At 69.5% G+C, this 16777-nt stretch carries 16 protein-coding genes; 6 read left to right on the forward strand and 10 right to left on the reverse strand.

Going from position 1 to position 16777, the window contains the following annotated elements; all coding sequences use genetic code 11:
• Nucleotides 1–27 precede the first annotated feature (27 nt).
• Nucleotides 28–1047 (reverse strand): heat-inducible transcriptional repressor HrcA, encoded by a 1020-nt coding sequence (hrcA, locus tag HC028_RS22125; protein WP_168079306.1) that lies wholly within the window; start codon nt 1045–1047, stop codon nt 28–30.
• A gap of 235 nt (nt 1048–1282) precedes the next feature.
• Between hrcA and HC028_RS22130 the strand changes: the two genes are divergently transcribed.
• Nucleotides 1283–1723 (forward strand): DUF4870 domain-containing protein, encoded by a 441-nt coding sequence (locus tag HC028_RS22130; protein ID WP_205861618.1) that lies wholly within the window; start codon nt 1283–1285, stop codon nt 1721–1723.
• Nucleotides 1724–1857: 134 nt separating this feature from the next.
• Nucleotides 1858–2409 carry a DUF4870 domain-containing protein gene (locus HC028_RS22135; RefSeq protein WP_168079308.1) on the forward strand — a complete coding sequence of 184 codons (552 nt, stop codon included), beginning with the start codon at nt 1858–1860 and terminating at the stop codon, nt 2407–2409.
• Nucleotides 2410–2461: 52 nt separating this feature from the next.
• Here HC028_RS22135 and hemW read toward each other — a convergent pair whose 3' ends face one another.
• The gene (hemW, locus tag HC028_RS22140; RefSeq protein ID WP_168079309.1) at nt 2462–3670 is read right to left on the reverse strand and encodes a radical SAM family heme chaperone HemW; all 1209 of its coding nucleotides are present in this window, start codon (nt 3668–3670) and stop codon (nt 2462–2464) included.
• 18 nt (nt 3671–3688) lie between these two features.
• Between hemW and HC028_RS22145 the strand changes: the two genes are divergently transcribed.
• Together HC028_RS22145 and HC028_RS22150 are read left to right on the forward strand one after the other, a co-directional pair.
• The gene (locus HC028_RS22145; protein ID WP_168079310.1) at nt 3689–4462 is read left to right on the forward strand and encodes an enoyl-CoA hydratase-related protein; all 774 of its coding nucleotides are present in this window, start codon (nt 3689–3691) and stop codon (nt 4460–4462) included.
• A 112-nt stretch (nt 4463–4574) separates the two neighbouring features.
• Nucleotides 4575–5417: a hypothetical protein gene (locus tag HC028_RS22150; RefSeq protein WP_168079359.1), complete on the forward strand. Its 843-nt coding sequence runs from the start codon at nt 4575–4577 to the stop codon at nt 5415–5417.
• Between the two features lie 69 nt (nt 5418–5486).
• On the opposite strand, the gene HC028_RS22155 is transcribed toward HC028_RS22150, so the two are convergent.
• The 8 genes from HC028_RS22155 to ettA all read right to left on the reverse strand — a co-directional run bounded on the left by HC028_RS22155 (nt 5487) and on the right by ettA (nt 12422).
• Entirely contained in the window at nt 5487–5762 is a 276-nt protein-coding gene (locus tag HC028_RS22155) for a GlsB/YeaQ/YmgE family stress response membrane protein (protein WP_168079311.1), read from the reverse strand.
• A 94-nt stretch (nt 5763–5856) separates the two neighbouring features.
• Complete coding sequence (locus HC028_RS22160; RefSeq protein ID WP_168079312.1) at nt 5857–6240, reverse strand: NUDIX domain-containing protein; 384 nt, start codon at nt 6238–6240, stop codon at nt 5857–5859.
• A 113-nt stretch (nt 6241–6353) separates the two neighbouring features.
• On the reverse strand, nt 6354–8222 hold the full coding sequence (gene lepA / locus HC028_RS22165; protein ID WP_168079313.1) for a translation elongation factor 4: 1869 nt from the start codon (nt 8220–8222) through the stop codon (nt 6354–6356).
• A 117-nt stretch (nt 8223–8339) separates the two neighbouring features.
• Nucleotides 8340–8861, reverse strand: a complete 522-nt coding sequence (locus HC028_RS22170) for a type III secretion system chaperone family protein (protein WP_168079314.1) — start codon at nt 8859–8861, stop codon at nt 8340–8342.
• Nucleotides 8862–9136: 275 nt separating this feature from the next.
• Nucleotides 9137–9886, reverse strand: a complete 750-nt coding sequence (locus tag HC028_RS22175) for a DUF8010 domain-containing protein (protein WP_476742329.1) — start codon at nt 9884–9886, stop codon at nt 9137–9139.
• Complete coding sequence (locus tag HC028_RS22180; protein WP_168079316.1) at nt 9793–10203, reverse strand: acyl-CoA thioesterase; 411 nt, start codon at nt 10201–10203, stop codon at nt 9793–9795. Before HC028_RS22180 ends, HC028_RS22175 begins: the two co-directional genes overlap by 94 nt.
• 103 nt (nt 10204–10306) lie before the next feature.
• Nucleotides 10307–10753: an acyl-CoA thioesterase gene (locus HC028_RS22185; protein ID WP_168079317.1), complete on the reverse strand. Its 447-nt coding sequence runs from the start codon at nt 10751–10753 to the stop codon at nt 10307–10309.
• On the reverse strand, nt 10746–12422 hold the full coding sequence (gene ettA, locus HC028_RS22190; protein WP_168079318.1) for an energy-dependent translational throttle protein EttA: 1677 nt from the start codon (nt 12420–12422) through the stop codon (nt 10746–10748). Before ettA ends, HC028_RS22185 begins: the two co-directional genes overlap by 8 nt.
• 299 nt (nt 12423–12721) lie before the next feature.
• Between ettA and HC028_RS22195 the strand changes: the two genes are divergently transcribed.
• Nucleotides 12722–14128 (forward strand): alpha,alpha-trehalose-phosphate synthase (UDP-forming), encoded by a 1407-nt coding sequence (locus tag HC028_RS22195; protein ID WP_203981553.1) that lies wholly within the window; start codon nt 12722–12724, stop codon nt 14126–14128.
• On the forward strand, nt 14125–16761 hold the full coding sequence (gene otsB / locus HC028_RS22200) for a trehalose-phosphatase (protein ID WP_168079319.1): 2637 nt from the start codon (nt 14125–14127) through the stop codon (nt 16759–16761). The genes HC028_RS22195 and otsB overlap by 4 nt, the downstream gene beginning before the upstream one ends.
• Nucleotides 16762–16777 lie beyond the last annotated feature (16 nt).

Raw genomic sequence — 16777 nt, forward strand, 5'->3', positions numbered from 1 at the left:
TATGCACCCTGTGAAACAGCTAGCTAATCAGCCCTGCGCAAGCAGATCGCCTACGTAGCGTGCCACCGCACGTACGGCTGCGATCGTGCCGGGGTAGTCCATGCGCGTCGGCCCGAGCACTCCCATGCCGCCAACCACAATGGTGCCCGGCCCGTATCCGGTACTCACCACGGAGGTGGCCCGGAGGTCTTCAATCTCGTTCTCATCCCCGATGAGCACCCGCATACTGCTCGGCTCGACCTCACCGAACAGCTTGAGTAGCACGACCTCCTCCTCGAGCGCCTCGAGGATGGGCCGCAGCGTGCCCTGGAAGTCCATCGGCCCGCGCGCCAGATTAGCGGTGCCGGCGAGCGCGATGCGCTCCTCCTTGCGCTCCACGAGCGTCTCCAGCAGCACGGTGGACAGGGCCGTCATCGCTGGCCGCAGCGTCGGCGTCACCTCGTCCAGCAACGCCTCAACCAGCGGCGGGGTGTCGGTGAGCCGGCACCCGGCGAGCTTCTCGTTGATCTGACGACGCAGGTCTGCGACGTCGTCGGCGGGAAGCGTATCGGGCAACTCGACGAGGCGCTGGTCGACCCGCCCGGTGTCGGCAATCATCACCAGCATGAGTCGGGTGGTCGACAGCGGCACCAGTTCGAGGTGGCGCACCCGCGAGCGCGACAGGCTCGGGTACTGAACGACCGCGACCTGGCGGGTGAGCTGGGCCAGCAGCCGAACAGTGCGATGCACCACGTCGTCGAGGTCGACCGCGCCGAGCATGAAGCGCTCAATGGCGCGGCGCTCGGCCTGCGACATCGGTTTGACCCGGCTGAGCCGGTCGACGAACAGGCGGTATCCCCGGTCGGTGGGGACCCGGCCGGCACTGGTGTGCGGTTGCCGGATGTAGCCCTCCTCCTCGAGGACGGCCATGTCGTTGCGGACCGTGGCCGGAGACACCCGCAGGTGGTGCCGTTCCACGAGAGCCTTGCTACCCACCGGCTCCTGCGTCGCGACGTAGTCCTCGACGATGGCGCGCAGGACATCCAACTTACGATCGTCGAGAGCCATGGCTGCACCTCCCGTCGGGCTCGTGGCCGTCCCCGACGGGCCGGCTGGCACTCCGCATGAGTGAGTGCCAGTCTAGCGCCGCGAATGACGCGGATGCGATGCTTCTTTTGTCCTATTACGCCACATATAGCGCGCTTCATCGTCGACCGACCGGCCGACGGCGGGGACCCGGACGTCCACCCGAACCCCCCGAAACCGTTGGCAAGGCATCTTCAGCGGTCCTAGCGTGGTGAAGATGACGGAACCACCCCGCCCACCCGGGGACGGTACCGCCGGCGGCTACCCACCCGGGGCGGCAACGCCGCCAACCGTCAGCGACGACGACCGTACCTGGGCGATGATCGCCCACTTCGGCGGCGCGATCGCCATGCTCGTCACCGGCGGCACTCTCGGCTGGGTTCCGCCACTGATCGCGTACCTGGTCAAGGGCCACCAGTCGCCGACCGTCCGCGCGCACTCCGTCAACGCGCTGAACTTTCAGTTGTTCTGGTCGACCATCAGCATCGCCGGCTACGTGCTCGGAATCTGCGGATCGTTTTTCATCGTCGGCTTGATTTTCTTCCTACTGCCCCTCGCCGCGACCCTCATCGGCTTCATCTGCGGGATCATTGCGGGCATCAAGGCCGCCGAGGGCGAGCTCTATCGGTATCCGGCCGCGCCCGAGATCCTAAGGTAGGAGGCGGCTATCTCCGTTTGATCGGAAATAGCCTGCCGCCAATAGCTGACCAGCGTCCGGCCCGGCCCGCTTTTCCCGATGAGTTCGTGGCGCGTCGATACCGCGGGTTGGCCGATGGCCCTACCGTGACGGGCATGACAGAACCGCCTCGCCCTCCCGGGGACAGTACCGGCGGCGCTCCGCCGCCGGACCCCACCACCCCGCAACCACCACCGTCGGGCGGCTACGCGCCACCGCCCCCGCCGCCGCCGGGCGGCTACGCGCCACCGCCACCGTCCGGGGCCTACCCGCCCGGTCCGGGATTCGCCCCACCGGGTTACGCCAGCAGCGACGACAAGACCTGGGCACTGATCGCACACTTCGGCGGCGCACTCGGCATGTTCATCAGCGGCGGAGTGCTGGGCTTTGTCGCTCCGCTGATCGCGTACCTGGTGAAGGGACAGCAGTCGCCGACCGCCCGGTCGCACCCGGTGGCCGCACTCAACTTCCAGCTCACCTGGTCGATCATCAGCGTCGTCGGCTACGTCCTCGGAGCCTGCGGATCACTCGTCATCGTCGGCGCGGTGTTCTTCCTCGTGCCGCTCGCCGCAACGGTCCTCGGCGTCGTCTTCGGGATCATTGCCGGCGTCAAGGCAAACGACGGCCAGCCGTACCGGTACCCGATGTCGATCAACATGATCAAGTAGCAAATCTTGGGGGGTTTGACACCGGATCCGGTGTCAAACCCCCCAGATCCAACTATGTCAACAAATCACGGACCACGGCGTCGGCGAGCAGCCGGCCCCGCAGGGTGAGCACCGCTCGGCCCTCCGCGTACGACCCCGCGTCCAGCAGGCCCTCGTCGACCGCCCGCCGCGCCGCCGACCGGCCCGCGTCGTGCAGCGTCGACAGCGGTAGCCCCGACGACAGCCGCAGGCGCAGCATGACGTCCTCGGTGTGGCGCTCATCCGGCGTCAGCAGTTCCCGCGCCAGAGCCGGGGACTCGCCCTTGCCGAGGCGCCCCGCGTACGCCGCCGGGTGCTTCACGTTCCACCAGCGCACCCCACCGACGTGGCTGTGCGCGCCGGGGCCGAGCCCCCACCAGTCGCCGCCGGTCCAGTACAGCAGGTTGTGCCGGCACCGCGCGGCCTCGTCCCGGGCCCAGTTCGACACCTCGTACCAGCCAAAACCAGCCGCAGTCAGCCTCGCCTCGGCGGCCAGGTACCGGTCAGCGGCGACGTCGTCGTCCGGGTACGGCAGTTCGCCGCGGCGCATCCGGGCGGCCATCCGGGTACCGTCCTCCACGATCAGGGCGTACGCGCTGACATGGTCGACCCCGGCGTCCACGACCGCGGCCAGCGACGCGTCGAAGTCGTCGGCCGACTCGCCCGGCGTGCCGTAGATCAGGTCCAGGTTGACGTGGTCGAAGCCGGCGGCGCGGGCCTCCGCCGCCGCGGCCACCGCGAGGCCGGGCGTGTGCCTGCGGTCGAGTACGCGCAGAACGTTCTCCGCCGCCGACTGCATCCCCAGCGAGATCCGGTTGTAGCCGGCCGCGCGAAGGGCCCGCAGGGACACCGGGTCGACCGACTCCGGGTTGGCCTCGGTCGTGACCTCCGCGTCGCTGGCCAGCCCCCACGTCTTGTCGATCGCCTCGAGGATGCGGCCGAGGTCACCCGGGTCCAGCAGGGTGGGGGTACCGCCGCCGACGAACACGGTGTCGACGGTCCGTGGCTCGCCCAGAACGCGTTCGGCGAGCGCCAACTCGGCGAGGACCGCGTCGACGTATCCGTCGCGGACCACGCCCTCACCCGGGGCGTACGTGTTGAAGTCGCAGTAGCCGCAGCGGCTGGCGCAGAACGGTACGTGCAGGTACACGCCGAAGCCGACGCTGCTGCGGGCGGCGAGTGCGGAGGCCGGCAACGAACCATCAACCGGCACCGGCTCGCCTTCTGGAAGTACACCGGGCATGCCGTCTAGTGTGCCCGCATGCCTGAGCTAGTCCGATCGCAGAAGGCCCACGGGATCGCCACGATCACCCTCGACAGCCCTGACAATCGCAATGCTCTCTCCTCCGCCCTGATCGAGCAGTTACTGGCGGCCCTGGGAGCCGCCGAGGACGACGCCGAGGTCCGCGCCATCGTGCTCAGCCACACCGGCCGGGTCTTCTGTTCCGGCGCCGACCTGAAGGAGACCGCCGCGGCGCTCGCCAATGGCGCCACTACTCCGCCGGCCGGACGGCTGGGCGAGGCGCTCGCCGCGATCTGGAACAGCGGCAAGCCGGTGGTGGCCCGGGTGGCCGGGCCGGCGCGGGCGGGGGGCCTGGGACTGATCGCGGCCGCCGACATCGCGCTCTGCGCCGCCGACGCCACCTTCGCGTTCTCCGAGGTTCGCATCGGCGTGATCCCGGCCGTGATCTCGGCGACCGTGCTCCCCCGCCTGGCCCCGCGGGCGGCCGCCGAGCTGTACCTGACCGGGGAGACGTTCGACGGCCCGCGGGCCGCCGAGATCGGCCTGGTCACCGCCGCAGTGCCGGCCGACGACCTGGACGCCGCCGTGACGCGGTACACCGACGCACTGGTACGCGGCGCGCCGGGGGCCCTCGCCGGCGCGAAGCAACTCCTGCGCCGAGGCTGCGACATCGGCGCCGAGATCGAGGCCCTCACCGCGTTGTCGATCCGCTACTTCGGGTCACCCGAAGGGCTGGAGGGGGTACGCGCATTCCGTGAGAAGCGCGATGCGAATTGGGTACCTCAGGGCTGACAGTAGCTTCTGAGCGCCAAACCGTTCATGGGCAGTTTGCGGCGCGTCGTACCCTGGTGTCGTCAATTCGGTGGGGGTAACCGTGCGTATTCGGACCGCTCTGGCCACCGTGATGGTGCTCGTGATTGCCGTCACGGTAGGTGCTGTGCTGGTCGTCGACCGGGTCGGTAAGCAACTGAGGCTCCGGCTACCCAGCGCCCGGGCGTGCGTCGTCGACGGAGGCAGTGGCGGCGAGATCCTGCTCGACGCCGATCAGATGGCGAACGCCGCGACCATCTCGGCGATCGGCCTGAGCATGCGCCTGCCGCAGCGCGGGATCACCGTCGCCCTCGCCACCGCGTGGCAGGAGTCGAAGCTGCGCAATCTCAGCGGCGGCGACCGCGACTCCATCGGCCTGTTCCAGCAACGGCCGAGCCAGGGCTGGGGCACCCCGGCGCAGATCAGCGACCCCCGGTACGCCACCCGCACGTTCTACAAGGCACTGGTCAAGGTCAAGGGCTGGGAGAACATGCGCGTGACGGACGCGGCCCAGACCGTCCAGCGCAGCGCCCACCCGGAGTTGTACGAGCAGTGGGCCGCCAAGGCCGAGTCGCTCGCCAAGGCGTTCACCGGGGAGGCGGTCGGCGCGGTGTCCTGCCGGTTGTCCGCCGAGCCCGCCACCCGCGGACCGGCGGCAGCCGACGAACTCGCCGCCGAGGTGCGGCTGGACTGGGGCGACCGGATCACCGCGGCGGTCACCCCGAGCGACCCGCCGAGCCTGGCGCTGCCGGTCAAGGACGTGCGCGCCGGTTGGCAGTACGCGCACTGGCTCGTCGCGTACGCCAAGGATCGCGGGATCAAGCGGGTGCGCTTCACCGACCGGGAGTGGACGGCGAAGGACGGCGCCTGGTCGAAGGTCACCGTGAACCCCGTCGACAGCGGCCAGGTGCTCGCCGAGGTGTACGGAGCGGCCTAGGGTCCGCGGTCACGACGAAGCCCCCGGTCGGCGACCGGGGGCTTCGTCGTGGCTGTACGGGGTGAAGCGTTAGACGGTGGTGCGGCGACGGCCACCGATACCCACGACCAGGGCCACGCCGGCAGCGGCGAGGGCCACCTGGATGAGTAGCTCGATCCAGTCGACGCCCCTGGTGGTGGCGACGCCGAGCGCCCGAGCGATCGCGGTACCGATGAGTGCGGCAACCACGCCGATGACCATGGTCAGCCAGACCGGAATGTTCTGACGACCGGGTACGACGAGCCGACCGAGTGCACCGATGATCAGGCCGACGATAATGGCGGTGATGATGCCGGTGATAGTCACGGTTTCCCTCCTTGACCGGGGGGTCTCGTTTCGCTGAGGCACTTGGAAAGCCCCGGCTCCCTGTTGCGCATGTAATGCCCCGGCGTCAGGAGGATCAAACTCCCGGAGAAAGAGAAATCGACGCCGCTCGCACCGCTTGGTCCATTGACTCGAATGCCAACCTCGGCGGGTCGCACAATGGCAACCATGTGTACTCGGACGACTCAAGCGGGTTGAGGCGGATCTTTTCGTCACGTAGCCGCGCGAGCCAGAAACAGTCGAGTACCGGCAAGATCTCGTTTTGGTACTCGTATCGAGTCAGGTACATGCCGAGGAAGGCTCCGAGCTCGACGTCGACGCCCAGCTCCTCCCTCGCCTCCCGCACCGCCGTGTCGGCCGGGTGCTCCCAGCCGTCGCAGAAGCCACCGGGCAGCTCCCACTCCCCGGCCTTCGGCTCGGACGCCCGGCGTAGCGCGAGGAACAGGTCGCCGGAGACCACGAGCACCCCGCCACTCGGCTTGGGGTTGACATACAGCTCATAGCCGCACCCGCCGCACCTGGTCGGTGGCGCGGCGGGCAGCGGGCCGGCGCAGCGCGGGCAGAAGCGGGTGGCTATTTCTTGGCTCCCTTGTCCGCCGGGGCGTCCGAGGTCGACAGCGCCGCGATGAAGGCCTCCTGCGGCACCTCGACCCGACCGACCATCTTCATGCGCCGCTTGCCTTCCTTCTGCTTCTCCAGCAGCTTGCGCTTACGGGTGATGTCACCGCCGTAGCACTTGGCGAGCACGTCCTTGCGGATCGCGCGGATCGTCTCGCGGGCGATGACCCGGCTGCCGATCGCGGCCTGGATCGGCACCTCGAACTGCTGCCGGGGGATCAGCTTCTGCAGCTTCGACGCGATGGTGACGCCGTAGTTGTACGCCTTGTCCTTGTGCACGATGGCGCTGAACGCGTCGACCGGCTCGCCGTGCAGCAGGATGTCCACCTTCACCAAGTCGGACTGCTGCTCGCCGCTGGGCTCGTAGTCGAGGCTCGCGTACCCCTTCGTCCGGCTCTTGAGCTGGTCGAAGAAGTCGTAGATGATCTCGGCCAGGGGCAGCGTGTAGCGCAGTTCGACGCGGTCGGCCGACAGGTAGTCCATCCCCTGCAACTGCCCCCGTCGGCCCTGGCACAGCTCCATCACGGCGCCGACGTAGTCGTTGGGGGTGAGCACGGTGGCGCGCACCACCGGCTCGAACACCTGGCCGATCTTGCCGGCGGGGTACTCGCTCGGGTTGGTCACGACATGCTCGGCGCCGTCCTCCATGATCACTCGGTAGATCACGTTGGGCGCCGTGGAGATGAGGTCCAGGCCGAACTCGCGCTCCAGCCGCTCCCCGATGATCTCCAGGTGCAGCAGACCGAGGAAGCCGCAGCGGAAGCCGAAGCCCAGCGCGGCCGAGGTCTCCGGCTCGTAGACCAGCGCGGCGTCGTTGAGCTTCAGCTTGTCGAGCGCGTCGCGCAGGAGCGGGTAGTCCGAACCGTCGATCGGGTAGAGGCCGGAGTACACCATCGGCTTGGGGTCGGAGTATCCGCCCAACGCCTCGTCGGCCGGCCGGGCGTTGATGGTGACGGTGTCACCGACCCGGGATTGCCGGACGTCCTTCACTCCGGTGATCAGGTAGCCCACCTCGCCGACCCCGAGCCCGGCGGATTTGATCGGCTCCGGCGAGATGACGCCGAGTTCGAGCAGCTCGTGGACGGCGCCGGTGGACATCATCCGGATCCGGTCGCGCGCCTCGATCCGGCCGTCGATCACCCTGATGTAGGTGATGACGCCCCGGTACACGTCGTAGACCGAGTCGAAGATCATCGCCCGGGCCGGAGCGTCCGCGTCGCCCTTCGGCGCCGGCAGTTGCCGGACGATCTCGTCGAGCAGATGCGCGACACCCTCGCCGGTCTTGCCGGAGACCCGCAGCACGTCGCTCGGCTCGCAGCCGATCAGGTGCGCAAGCTCCTCGGCGTACTTCTCGGGCTGCGCGGCCGGCAAGTCGATCTTGTTGAGCACCGGAATGACCTGTAGGTCGTTCTCAAGCGCGAGGTACAGGTTCGCCAGGGTCTGCGCCTCGATCCCCTGCGCCGCGTCGACGAGCAGCACCGCCCCTTCACAGGCCGCGAGGGACCGGGACACCTCGTACGTGAAGTCGACGTGGCCCGGAGTGTCGATCATGTTCAGCACGACGGTCTCGCCGGCCCGCTCGCCCGCACGCACCGTCCAGGGCATCCGCACGGCCTGGCTCTTGATCGTGATGCCGCGCTCCCGCTCGATGTCCATGCGGTCCAGGTACTGGGCGCGCATCTGGCGGGCGTCGACCACCTCGGTGAGCTGCAGCATCCGGTCGGCGAGCGTCGACTTGCCGTGGTCGATGTGGGCGATGATGCAGAAGTTGCGAATGCTGTCTGGGGGGGTCGCCCCGGGCAGGTTGGCACCGGTCGGTGGCACTGTCGTCCGTTCGTGGGTAGTCGGGCGCTTACATCGTCGACCGACTCCTCAAGCGCGAAAGGCGTCGGCCGTACTCCATCGTCCCACGCCACCGGCACCGGCCGGCATCACCGGCTCCTACAACAGGGCACCTTCGTCGTGCAACCAGTCAACGAAGCCGAGCGCCACCGCCGCGGCGCAGTCCACCAGCTCGACAAGGAGAGTGTCGTGCGCCCCGGAGCCGAGCGGCACCTGCATCTCGGCGTAGATCGGCAGCTGCCCCCGGTCGGTCGGGTCCCCGACGTAGGCCTTGCAGAACCGGCGGGTGTGATTCCACTCGTTGACCACTCGGTAGGACCGGTCGGCCCAGTCCGGCGGGACGGTCATGTGCGGCCGCGCCCGGATGACCAGGATCTCGTCGTCCGGCCCTTCGAGGGCAAACAGCACCGCGTGCCGCTCCCAGAGGGCGATGAGCGTTCCGCCACCGTCGGTGAGGTAACGAATATCCAGCTTGTCAAGTGCTGCAGCGACGCGCGCCAACGTCACCGTCGCCACGGTCGCGGCCCGGTCGGCCGTGGCCGTGTTGCCAGCGGTTCCGGCGTCAGCCGAATCTTCTGTCCGCGTGTCGGTCTGCCCAGCACGCTTCTGCCACCACGGCATAGATCCGTGCTCCCTGCTCCCCGTGCGCCTCGCTCCGCTCCCCTGCGAACCCACCACGGCTTTTGTCAACACCCTCAACAGTGGTGGACCCGAGCCAACAAGTTACCCGTTCGGACGAGTTTCGGCAGCCCCGAACTGCGCCCGCGCCGATGATCGGACAGACAGACCATCATCCCTTTGGATTTACCAATTTGTTCAACGGGCTACAAGACACTCTTCCGCCGTTTGGGTACCCAGCGCTTATTGAAATCCATCGTCACGCCGGCGCGGCGAATTCAGCCCGTGGGGCGTACCGCGAGCCCTCGCGAAGATCGATGCCAACCCGTGCCAAAAGCGCCCGCCAGACCCACCCAGCCACGGGCCAGCCGCACCTCGACCGCTCCCCCGGCCGGCTCTCCGGGGGCCGGCGCCGCGCCGAGGAACCCCATCCGCACCACGCCCTGTACGAGCCGCTGCGGCACGTCCACCCGCGTACCGTCGTCGGTGATCACCACCACCGGTACGTGATCGAGCAGTGCGTCGCGGAGCACCCGCTCCCCGACCGCCCTGCCCCGTACGCCGCCGGTGACGGCCGCCCGCAGCGTGGCCTCGGCCGCCGCACCCACCCGGTGCAGCTCGGCGACCGGCAACCGCTCGACCACGAGCCCTGCCTCCGGCGGCAGCGGCCACCGCCACTCCGCGTCACGGCGGGGCGGCAGGCGGTCGGCGCCGGCGTCGAGCGCGTCGAGTAGATCAGCCGCGCGTACCGTCGCGTCTTCCGCAAGATCGGCGCACACCCGGCGGGTCACCAGCACCTCGAACGGCAGGCGGGCCCACAACTCCAGCGTGCGGCCACCGGCCGGGCGCATCCGGACCAGAGCCGTCGGGTCCAGCCGCACCAGCCGCGCGAGGAAGGCGCCGGCATCCGCGACGCTCGCCGGATCCAGCCAGCTCATGAGGTGGACTCCAGCCACGGGGTGAGAAACTCGCGCTCGGCGTCCGTGAGTCGCCGCGGGCGACCCGCTGCGAGATCGAACGGTACGCACACCGACCGCGCCCGGCTCGCCACGACGCCGTCGTCGAACAGTTCGTAGCCGACCACGAAGCGGCTGGGCCTGATCTCCTCGAGCCACATGTCGATCCGCACCGGATGCCCATAGTCGACCGGGCGTAGATAGTCGATCTCGTGGCGGGCGATGACGACGCCCTCCTCCAGCGAGGTAATCCCCGCGTCGCGGGCGCCGTCGAACATCATCGCCACCCGCGCCTCCTCGTACAGGGTGAGGAAGCGGGCGTTGTTGACGTGGCCGTACGCGTCCATATCAGACCAGCGAAGAGCGCACTGGTAGGTGAAGCGCGACATCTGCCTTGGACTCCTCCCTCGCGCCGACGACCTAGTGTCGCGCGCCCGCCACGGCCGTGTGAGCGGTCCGTAGCGGGCGCGAAGTTGATCACCTGGCGGCAGGTCAGCCGGCGACGGCGAAGCGCTGCCAGTACGCCCGCTCGTCGTCGTCGAGCGGGCGTGGCTTGCTCTCGGCGTACGAGTACGCCACGAGCACGCACTCGCAGCGCGCGACCGGCCTCTCCCCGTCGCACATGCGCTGCGCGAGGGTCCACGACGACGTGCCGATCGCCGCGACCTCGGTCTCCACCCGGAGCACGAGCCCCGGCCGGAACTCGACCGGGGCCGCGTAGTCGACGGCGACCCGGGCGGCGATGCATCCCCGGTCAGCGGGCGAGCCGGGGACGCCCGTGGGCGCCCCGGCCAGCAACTCCATCCGCGCGTCCTCGAAGTACGACAGGTAGCGGGCGTGGTTGACGTGCCCCAACTGGTCGGGGTCCGACCAGCGCACCTGCGCGAGGTACACCGCCGGTGCGCTGGTCGACTCCGACTGCTCCACCTGCTCAGTCACGGGTGAGCTTGCGGTGGGTGACCGAGTGGGGGCGAGCAGCCTCGGCCCCGAGCCGGTCGATCTTGTTCTTCTCGTACGCCTCGAAGTTGCCCTCGAACCAGAACCACTTGGCCGGGTTCTCGTCGTCGCCCTCCCACGCGAGGATGTGGGTGGCGACCCGGTCGAGGAACATCCGGTCGTGGGAGATGACCACGGCGCAGCCGGGGAAGTCCAGCAGCGCGTTCTCCAGCGACGACAGCGTCTCGACGTCGAGGTCGTTGGTGGGCTCGTCGAGCAGCAGCAGGTTGCCGCCCATCTTCAGGGTCAGCGCCAGGTTGAGCCGGTTGCGCTCACCGCCGGACAGCACGCCGGTCGGCTTCTGCTGGTCCGGCCCCTTGAAGCCGAACGCCGCGACGTAGGCGCGCGAGGGCATCTCGACCTTGCCCACCATCAGGTGGTCCAGGCCGTCGGAGACGACCTCCCAGACCGTCTTCTTGGGGTCCAGGCCGGAGCGGTTCTGGTCGACGTACGAGATGTTCACCGTGTCACCGACGCGCACCTCGCCGTCTGTCGGCTGCTCCAGCCCGACCAGCGTCTTGAACAGCGTCGTCTTTCCGACACCGTTCGGGCCGATGATGCCGACGATGCCGTTACGCGGCAGCGAGAACGACAGTCCGTCGATGAGCAGCCGGTCGCCAAAGCCCTTCTTGAGCTTGTCGGACTCGACCACCAGGTTGCCCAGGCGCGGGCCCGGCGGGATCTGGATCTCCTCGAAGTCCAGCTTGCGGGTCTTCTCGGCCTCGGCGGCCATCTCCTCGTACCGGTCGAGCCGGGCCCGGGACTTGGTCTGGCGGGCCTTGGCGTTGGAACGCACCCACTGGAGCTCGTCCTCGAGGCGCTTCTTCATCTTGGCGTCCTTGCGCCCCTCGACGGCCAGTCGGGCGGCCTTCTTCTCCAGGTACGTGGAGTAGTTGCCCTCGTAGCCGTGCACACGGCCCCGGTCGACCTCGGCGATCCAGTCCGCGACGTGGTCGAGGAAGTACCGGTCGTGCGTGACCGCCAGCACCGCACCCGGGTACTTGGACAGGTGCTGCTCCAGCCACAGCACGCTCTCGGCGTCCAGGTGGTTGGTGGGCTCGTCGAGCAGGAGCAGGTCGGGCTGCTCGAGCAGCAGCTTGCAGAGCGCCACGCGGCGGCGCTCACCACCGGAGAGCACGTTGACGCGCTCGTCCGCCGGCGGGCAGCGCAGCGCGTCCATCGCCAGCGCGAGCTTGGAGTCGATGTCCCACGCGTCGGCGTGGTCGAGCTCCTCCTGCAGCCGACCCATCTCGTCCATCAGCTCGTCGGAGTAGTCGGTCGCCATCTGCTCGGCGATCTGGTTGAAACGGTTGAGCTTGGCCTTGGTCTCGGCGACCGCCATCTCGATGTTCTCGAGCACGGTCTTCGATTCGTCCAGCTTGGGTTCCTGCGCCAGCATGCCCACGGTGAAGCCGGGCATGAGCCGCGCCTCGCCGTTGCTCAGCGTGTCCTCGCCGGCCATGATCCGCAGCAGGCTGGACTTACCGGCGCCGTTCGGGCCGACCACGCCGATCTTCGCGCCGGGCAGGAAGTTGAGCGTCACATTGTCGAGCACGACCTTGTCGCCGTGCGCCTTGCGCGCCTTCTCAAGCACGTAGATGAACTGGGCCACGGTGCGCCCTACCTCCGAAAGATCGTGGGTTTAACGCGGACGTACCGCGCAATGATCGCTTCTTGGCCCGGCCGCCGTCGCGCCCAATCTTTCCAGGCGGGTCGCGCGCCGCCCACATCACCCTGGATCAAGGGCACGGAGCGGGGGACTCACCGGGCTCACGTATTACACAACCCTCTTGGCACCCGCCATATTTCGTGCTAATAGTCCCGCCGGTATGCACCTGCCCCCGTCGACGATCTCCCCTTCAGTAGGCTGTTTGGACGAGGTGGGCTCGTCCGTGGGGAGGGGGATCGGCCGTGGGCCGAAGCTCGTTTGTGGTGGTGGCCAACCGGCTACCGGTCGACCAGGTCAACACTCCGGAGGGGCGCCAGTGGCGGCGAAGCCCCGGCGGCCTGGTCACGGCGCTGCAGCCGGTGCTCGCCTCCCGGCGCGGCACCTGGATCGGCTGGACCGGCGCGGCCTCCGCCCCGGGCGAACCACCGATGGAGCCGTTCGAGATCGACAACATGCGCCTGCGGTCGGTGTCGCTTTCGGCCGAGGAGATCGAACGCTACTACGAGGGCTTTAGCAACTCCAGCCTCTGGCCGCTCTACCACGACGCGGTGGAGACGCCGATGTACCGGCGGCGCTGGTGGGACGCGTACCGGCGGGTGAACGAGCGCTTCGCCGACGCCGCCGCCGAGGAGGCCGCCGAGGGCGGCGTGGTGTGGGTACAGGACTACCAGCTGCAGCTCGTACCCGCGATGCTGCGCGCCCGCCGTCCGGACCTGCGCATCGGCTTCTTCCTGCACATCCCGTTCCCGCCGATCGAGCTGTTCGCCCAGCTGCCCCGCCGCACCGAGGTGCTGCGCGGGCTGCTCGGCGCCGACCTGGTCGGCTTCCAGCAGCCCCTCGCCGCCCAGAACTTCCTCCGGCTGACCCGCCACCTGCTCGGCCTGCGTCCCCGGGGCGAGACCGTCGAGGTGGACGGGCGCACGGTGACCGCCGCCGCGTTCCCGATCTCGATCGACGTCGCCGAGATGGAGGATCTGGTCGCCCGGCCGGAAATCCGACAGCGCGCGGCCGAGATTCGCCACGAACTGGGCGACCCGAAGACGATCCTGCTGGGCGTGGACCGCCTCGACTACACGAAGGGCATCGAGCAGCGCCTCACCGCCTTCCAGGAGCTGCTGGCCGAGGGCCAGCTCAGCGTCCCGGACGCGGTGATGGTCCAGGTGGCCACCCCGAGCCGGGAGCGCGTCGAGCATTACCAGGCCCTGCGGGTCAAGGTCGAGCGCGAGGTGGGCCGGATCAACGGCGACTACGGCAGGGTCGGCGTGCCGGCGGTCCATTACCTGCACCAGTCGTACAGTCGCCGGGAGTTGGCCGCGCTCTACTGCGCCGCCGATGTCATGATGGTGACGCCGCTTCGCGACGGGATGAACCTGGTAGCGAAGGAGTACGTAGCTGCAAGAGCGGATCTCGGCGGTGCGTTGGTACTGTCCGAGTTCGCCGGCGCGTCCGCCGAGCTGCGTCAGGCGTTCCTGGTCAACCCACACGACCTCGACGGGCTCAAGGATGCGCTCGTACGCGCCATCAACGTCGATCCAATTGACGCCAACAGGCGGATGCGGGCGATGCGGCGCCACCTGAGGACCCACGATGTACGAGCGTGGGCCCGATCGTTCCTGACATCTCTCGGCGTACTGGACACGGTGACATGAACGTTCAATCCGACGGCGACGGAACCGCGCCCGCCGGTCACCTATCAACCGCACCGGCGGACCTCGCTGGCCCCGCCGAGGCCCTGGAGGCCGGGCTACGCGCCGCAAGCGCGCGGATCGCCCGGGTGCCCAGCCTCCTCGTTGCCTGTGACTACGACGGCACCCTGGCACCGATCGTGGAAGATCCGACCCGCGCCGCTCCGCTGCCGGAGGCCGTGGCGGCGCTGCGCGCGCTCGCCAGCCTGCCCCAGACCACCGTGGCGGTGATCTCCGGACGGGCCCTGCGCGACCTGGCAGCGCTCTCCCGCCTACCCAGCGAGGTTCACCTCGTCGGCAGCCACGGCTCCGAGTTCGACGTCGGCTTCGTCGACGCGCTGGCCCCTGATCTCCAGCAGTTACGGGGCGAGCTGGTCGAGACGCTGTCCGGCCTGGTACGCCGCCGCCCAGGGGTACGGCTGGAGCTCAAACCGGCCAGCGTCGCGGTGCACTTCCGGGCGGCCGAGCCCGAGGTCGCGCACCTGGTGCTGGAGTCGATCCTGACCGGCCCGGCGACCTGGCCGGGCGTGACCGTGACGCAGGGCAAGCAGGTCGTCGAACTGTCGGTGATCACCACCAACAAGGGTCTCGCCATCGACGCGCTGCGCACCCAACTGTCGGCCAGCGCGGTGGTGTTCCTCGGCGACGACGTCACCGACGAGAACGCGTTCGCCCACCTGCACGGCCCCGACCTGGGCGTCAAGATCGGCCCCGGCGACACCCGGGCGCACTTCCGCGTCTCCGGGCCGGTCGACGCGGTACGCCTGCTGGGTCTGCTCCTGCACTACCGGCGGCAGTGGCTGTTCGGGGAGCGGGCGGTGCCGATCGAGCGCCATTCGATGCTGTCCAACGGGCGCACGGTCGCGCTGGTGACCCCGGACGCGCGGGTCAGTTGGCTGTGCCACCCGCGACCGGACTCGTCGGCGCTCTTCGCCGACCTGCTCGGCGGGCCGTCGGCCGGGCACTTCACGGTCAAACCCGAACGCGGCGGGCTGCCCCTGGGCCAGCGTTACCTGCCGGGCACGATGACCGTCGAGACCCGGTGGTCGGGACTGACGATCACGGACTGGCTCGACACCCACCCGACCAACGGGGCGGGGCTCGCACTCTCCGACAACCAGGGCACCGCGCTCATCCGCGTGTTATCCGGCACCGCCCGCGCGAAGATCGTGTTCGCGCCACGGCCGGAGTTCGGCCAGCTGCCGATCCGGCTGCAGCCGCTCGGCGACGGCCTGCTCGTCCTCGGCTCCAACGAGCCGATCGCGCTGTACTCCCCGGGCGTGGACTGGGACATCGTCACCGACAGCGGCAACGAGGTCGGCCGGGCGTTCGTGGACCTCTCCGCGATGGGCGGCTCGGCAGTGCTGGAGCTCCGGCTCGGGACCGCCGACGTGGAGGCGCACCCGGTCGACGCCGACAAGCGCCGAACGCTCGCCGAAGAGCAGTCGCGGGACTGGGCGATGTCGCTGCGGTTACCGGTCCGGGCGCGCGACGCGGTCCTCCGCAGCGCCCTGACGCTGCGCGGGCTGTGCCACGAGCCCACCGGCGCGATCCTCGCCGCGGCGACCGCGTCGCTGCCGGAGGAGATCGGCGGCGTCCGCAACTGGGACTACCGGTACTGCTGGCTGCGCGACGCGGCGATGAGCGCCCGGGTGCTCGTCGACCTCGGCTCGACCGAAGAGGCCGACCGGCTGCTGAACTGGACCATGCGGGTGGTCGAGTCGACCGGCGGCCACCCGGAGCGGCTGCACCCGCTGTACGCGGTGGACGGCAACGAACTGGGTGCCGAGGCGGTCATCGACACGCTGCCCGGGTACGCCGGGTCCCGACCGGTACGCGTCGGCAACGCCGCCAACCGCCAGGTCCAGCTGGACGTGTTCGGGCCGGTGGCCGACCTGATCGCGGCCGTCGCCGACCACCGCGGGTTGCACCCCGAGGACGTGGCGCTCATGGGCGCGATGGTGGAGGCCGTCGAGCGGCGCTGGCACGAACCCGACCACGGCCTGTGGGAGGCCCGGCTGCCACCCCGCCACCACGTGTACTCCAAGGTCATGTGCTGGCTGACCGTCGACCGGGCGATCCAGCTGGGCTCCAAGCACGGCATGCCGATCAAGCCGGAGTGGCGCAAGCTACGCGACACCATCGCCGAGAACGTGCTGGCCCACGGCTGGCACGAGAAGGCCGGCGCGTACACCGTGGCGTACGGCGACCGCGACCTCGACGCCTCCTCGCTGTGGATCGGCCTGTCCGGGCTGCTCGCCGACGACGACCCCCGGTTCCTGTCGACCGTCCTCGCGATCGAGGCCGAGCTGCGCAGCGGCGCGACGGTCTACCGCTACCTGTGGGACGACGGCCTGCCGGGCCACGAGGGCGGCTTCCACATCTGCACGGCGTGGCTCATCGAGGCGTACCTGCGCACCGGGCGCCGCACCGAGGCCGAGGAGCTGTTCGACCAGATGCTCGACACCGCCGGGCCGACCGGCCTGCTGCCCGAGCAGTACGACCCGGAGGCCGAGCGGGGCCTGGGCAACCACCCCCAGGCGTACAGCCACCTGGGTCTGATCCGGTGCGCCATGCTGCTGGACGCCGCGCGCTAGCGCGGATCTTGGACAC

Origin of the sequence: Planosporangium flavigriseum (assembly GCF_011947225.1) — a bacterium.
Lineage (GTDB): Bacteria > Actinomycetota > Actinomycetes > Mycobacteriales > Micromonosporaceae > Planosporangium > Planosporangium flavigriseum.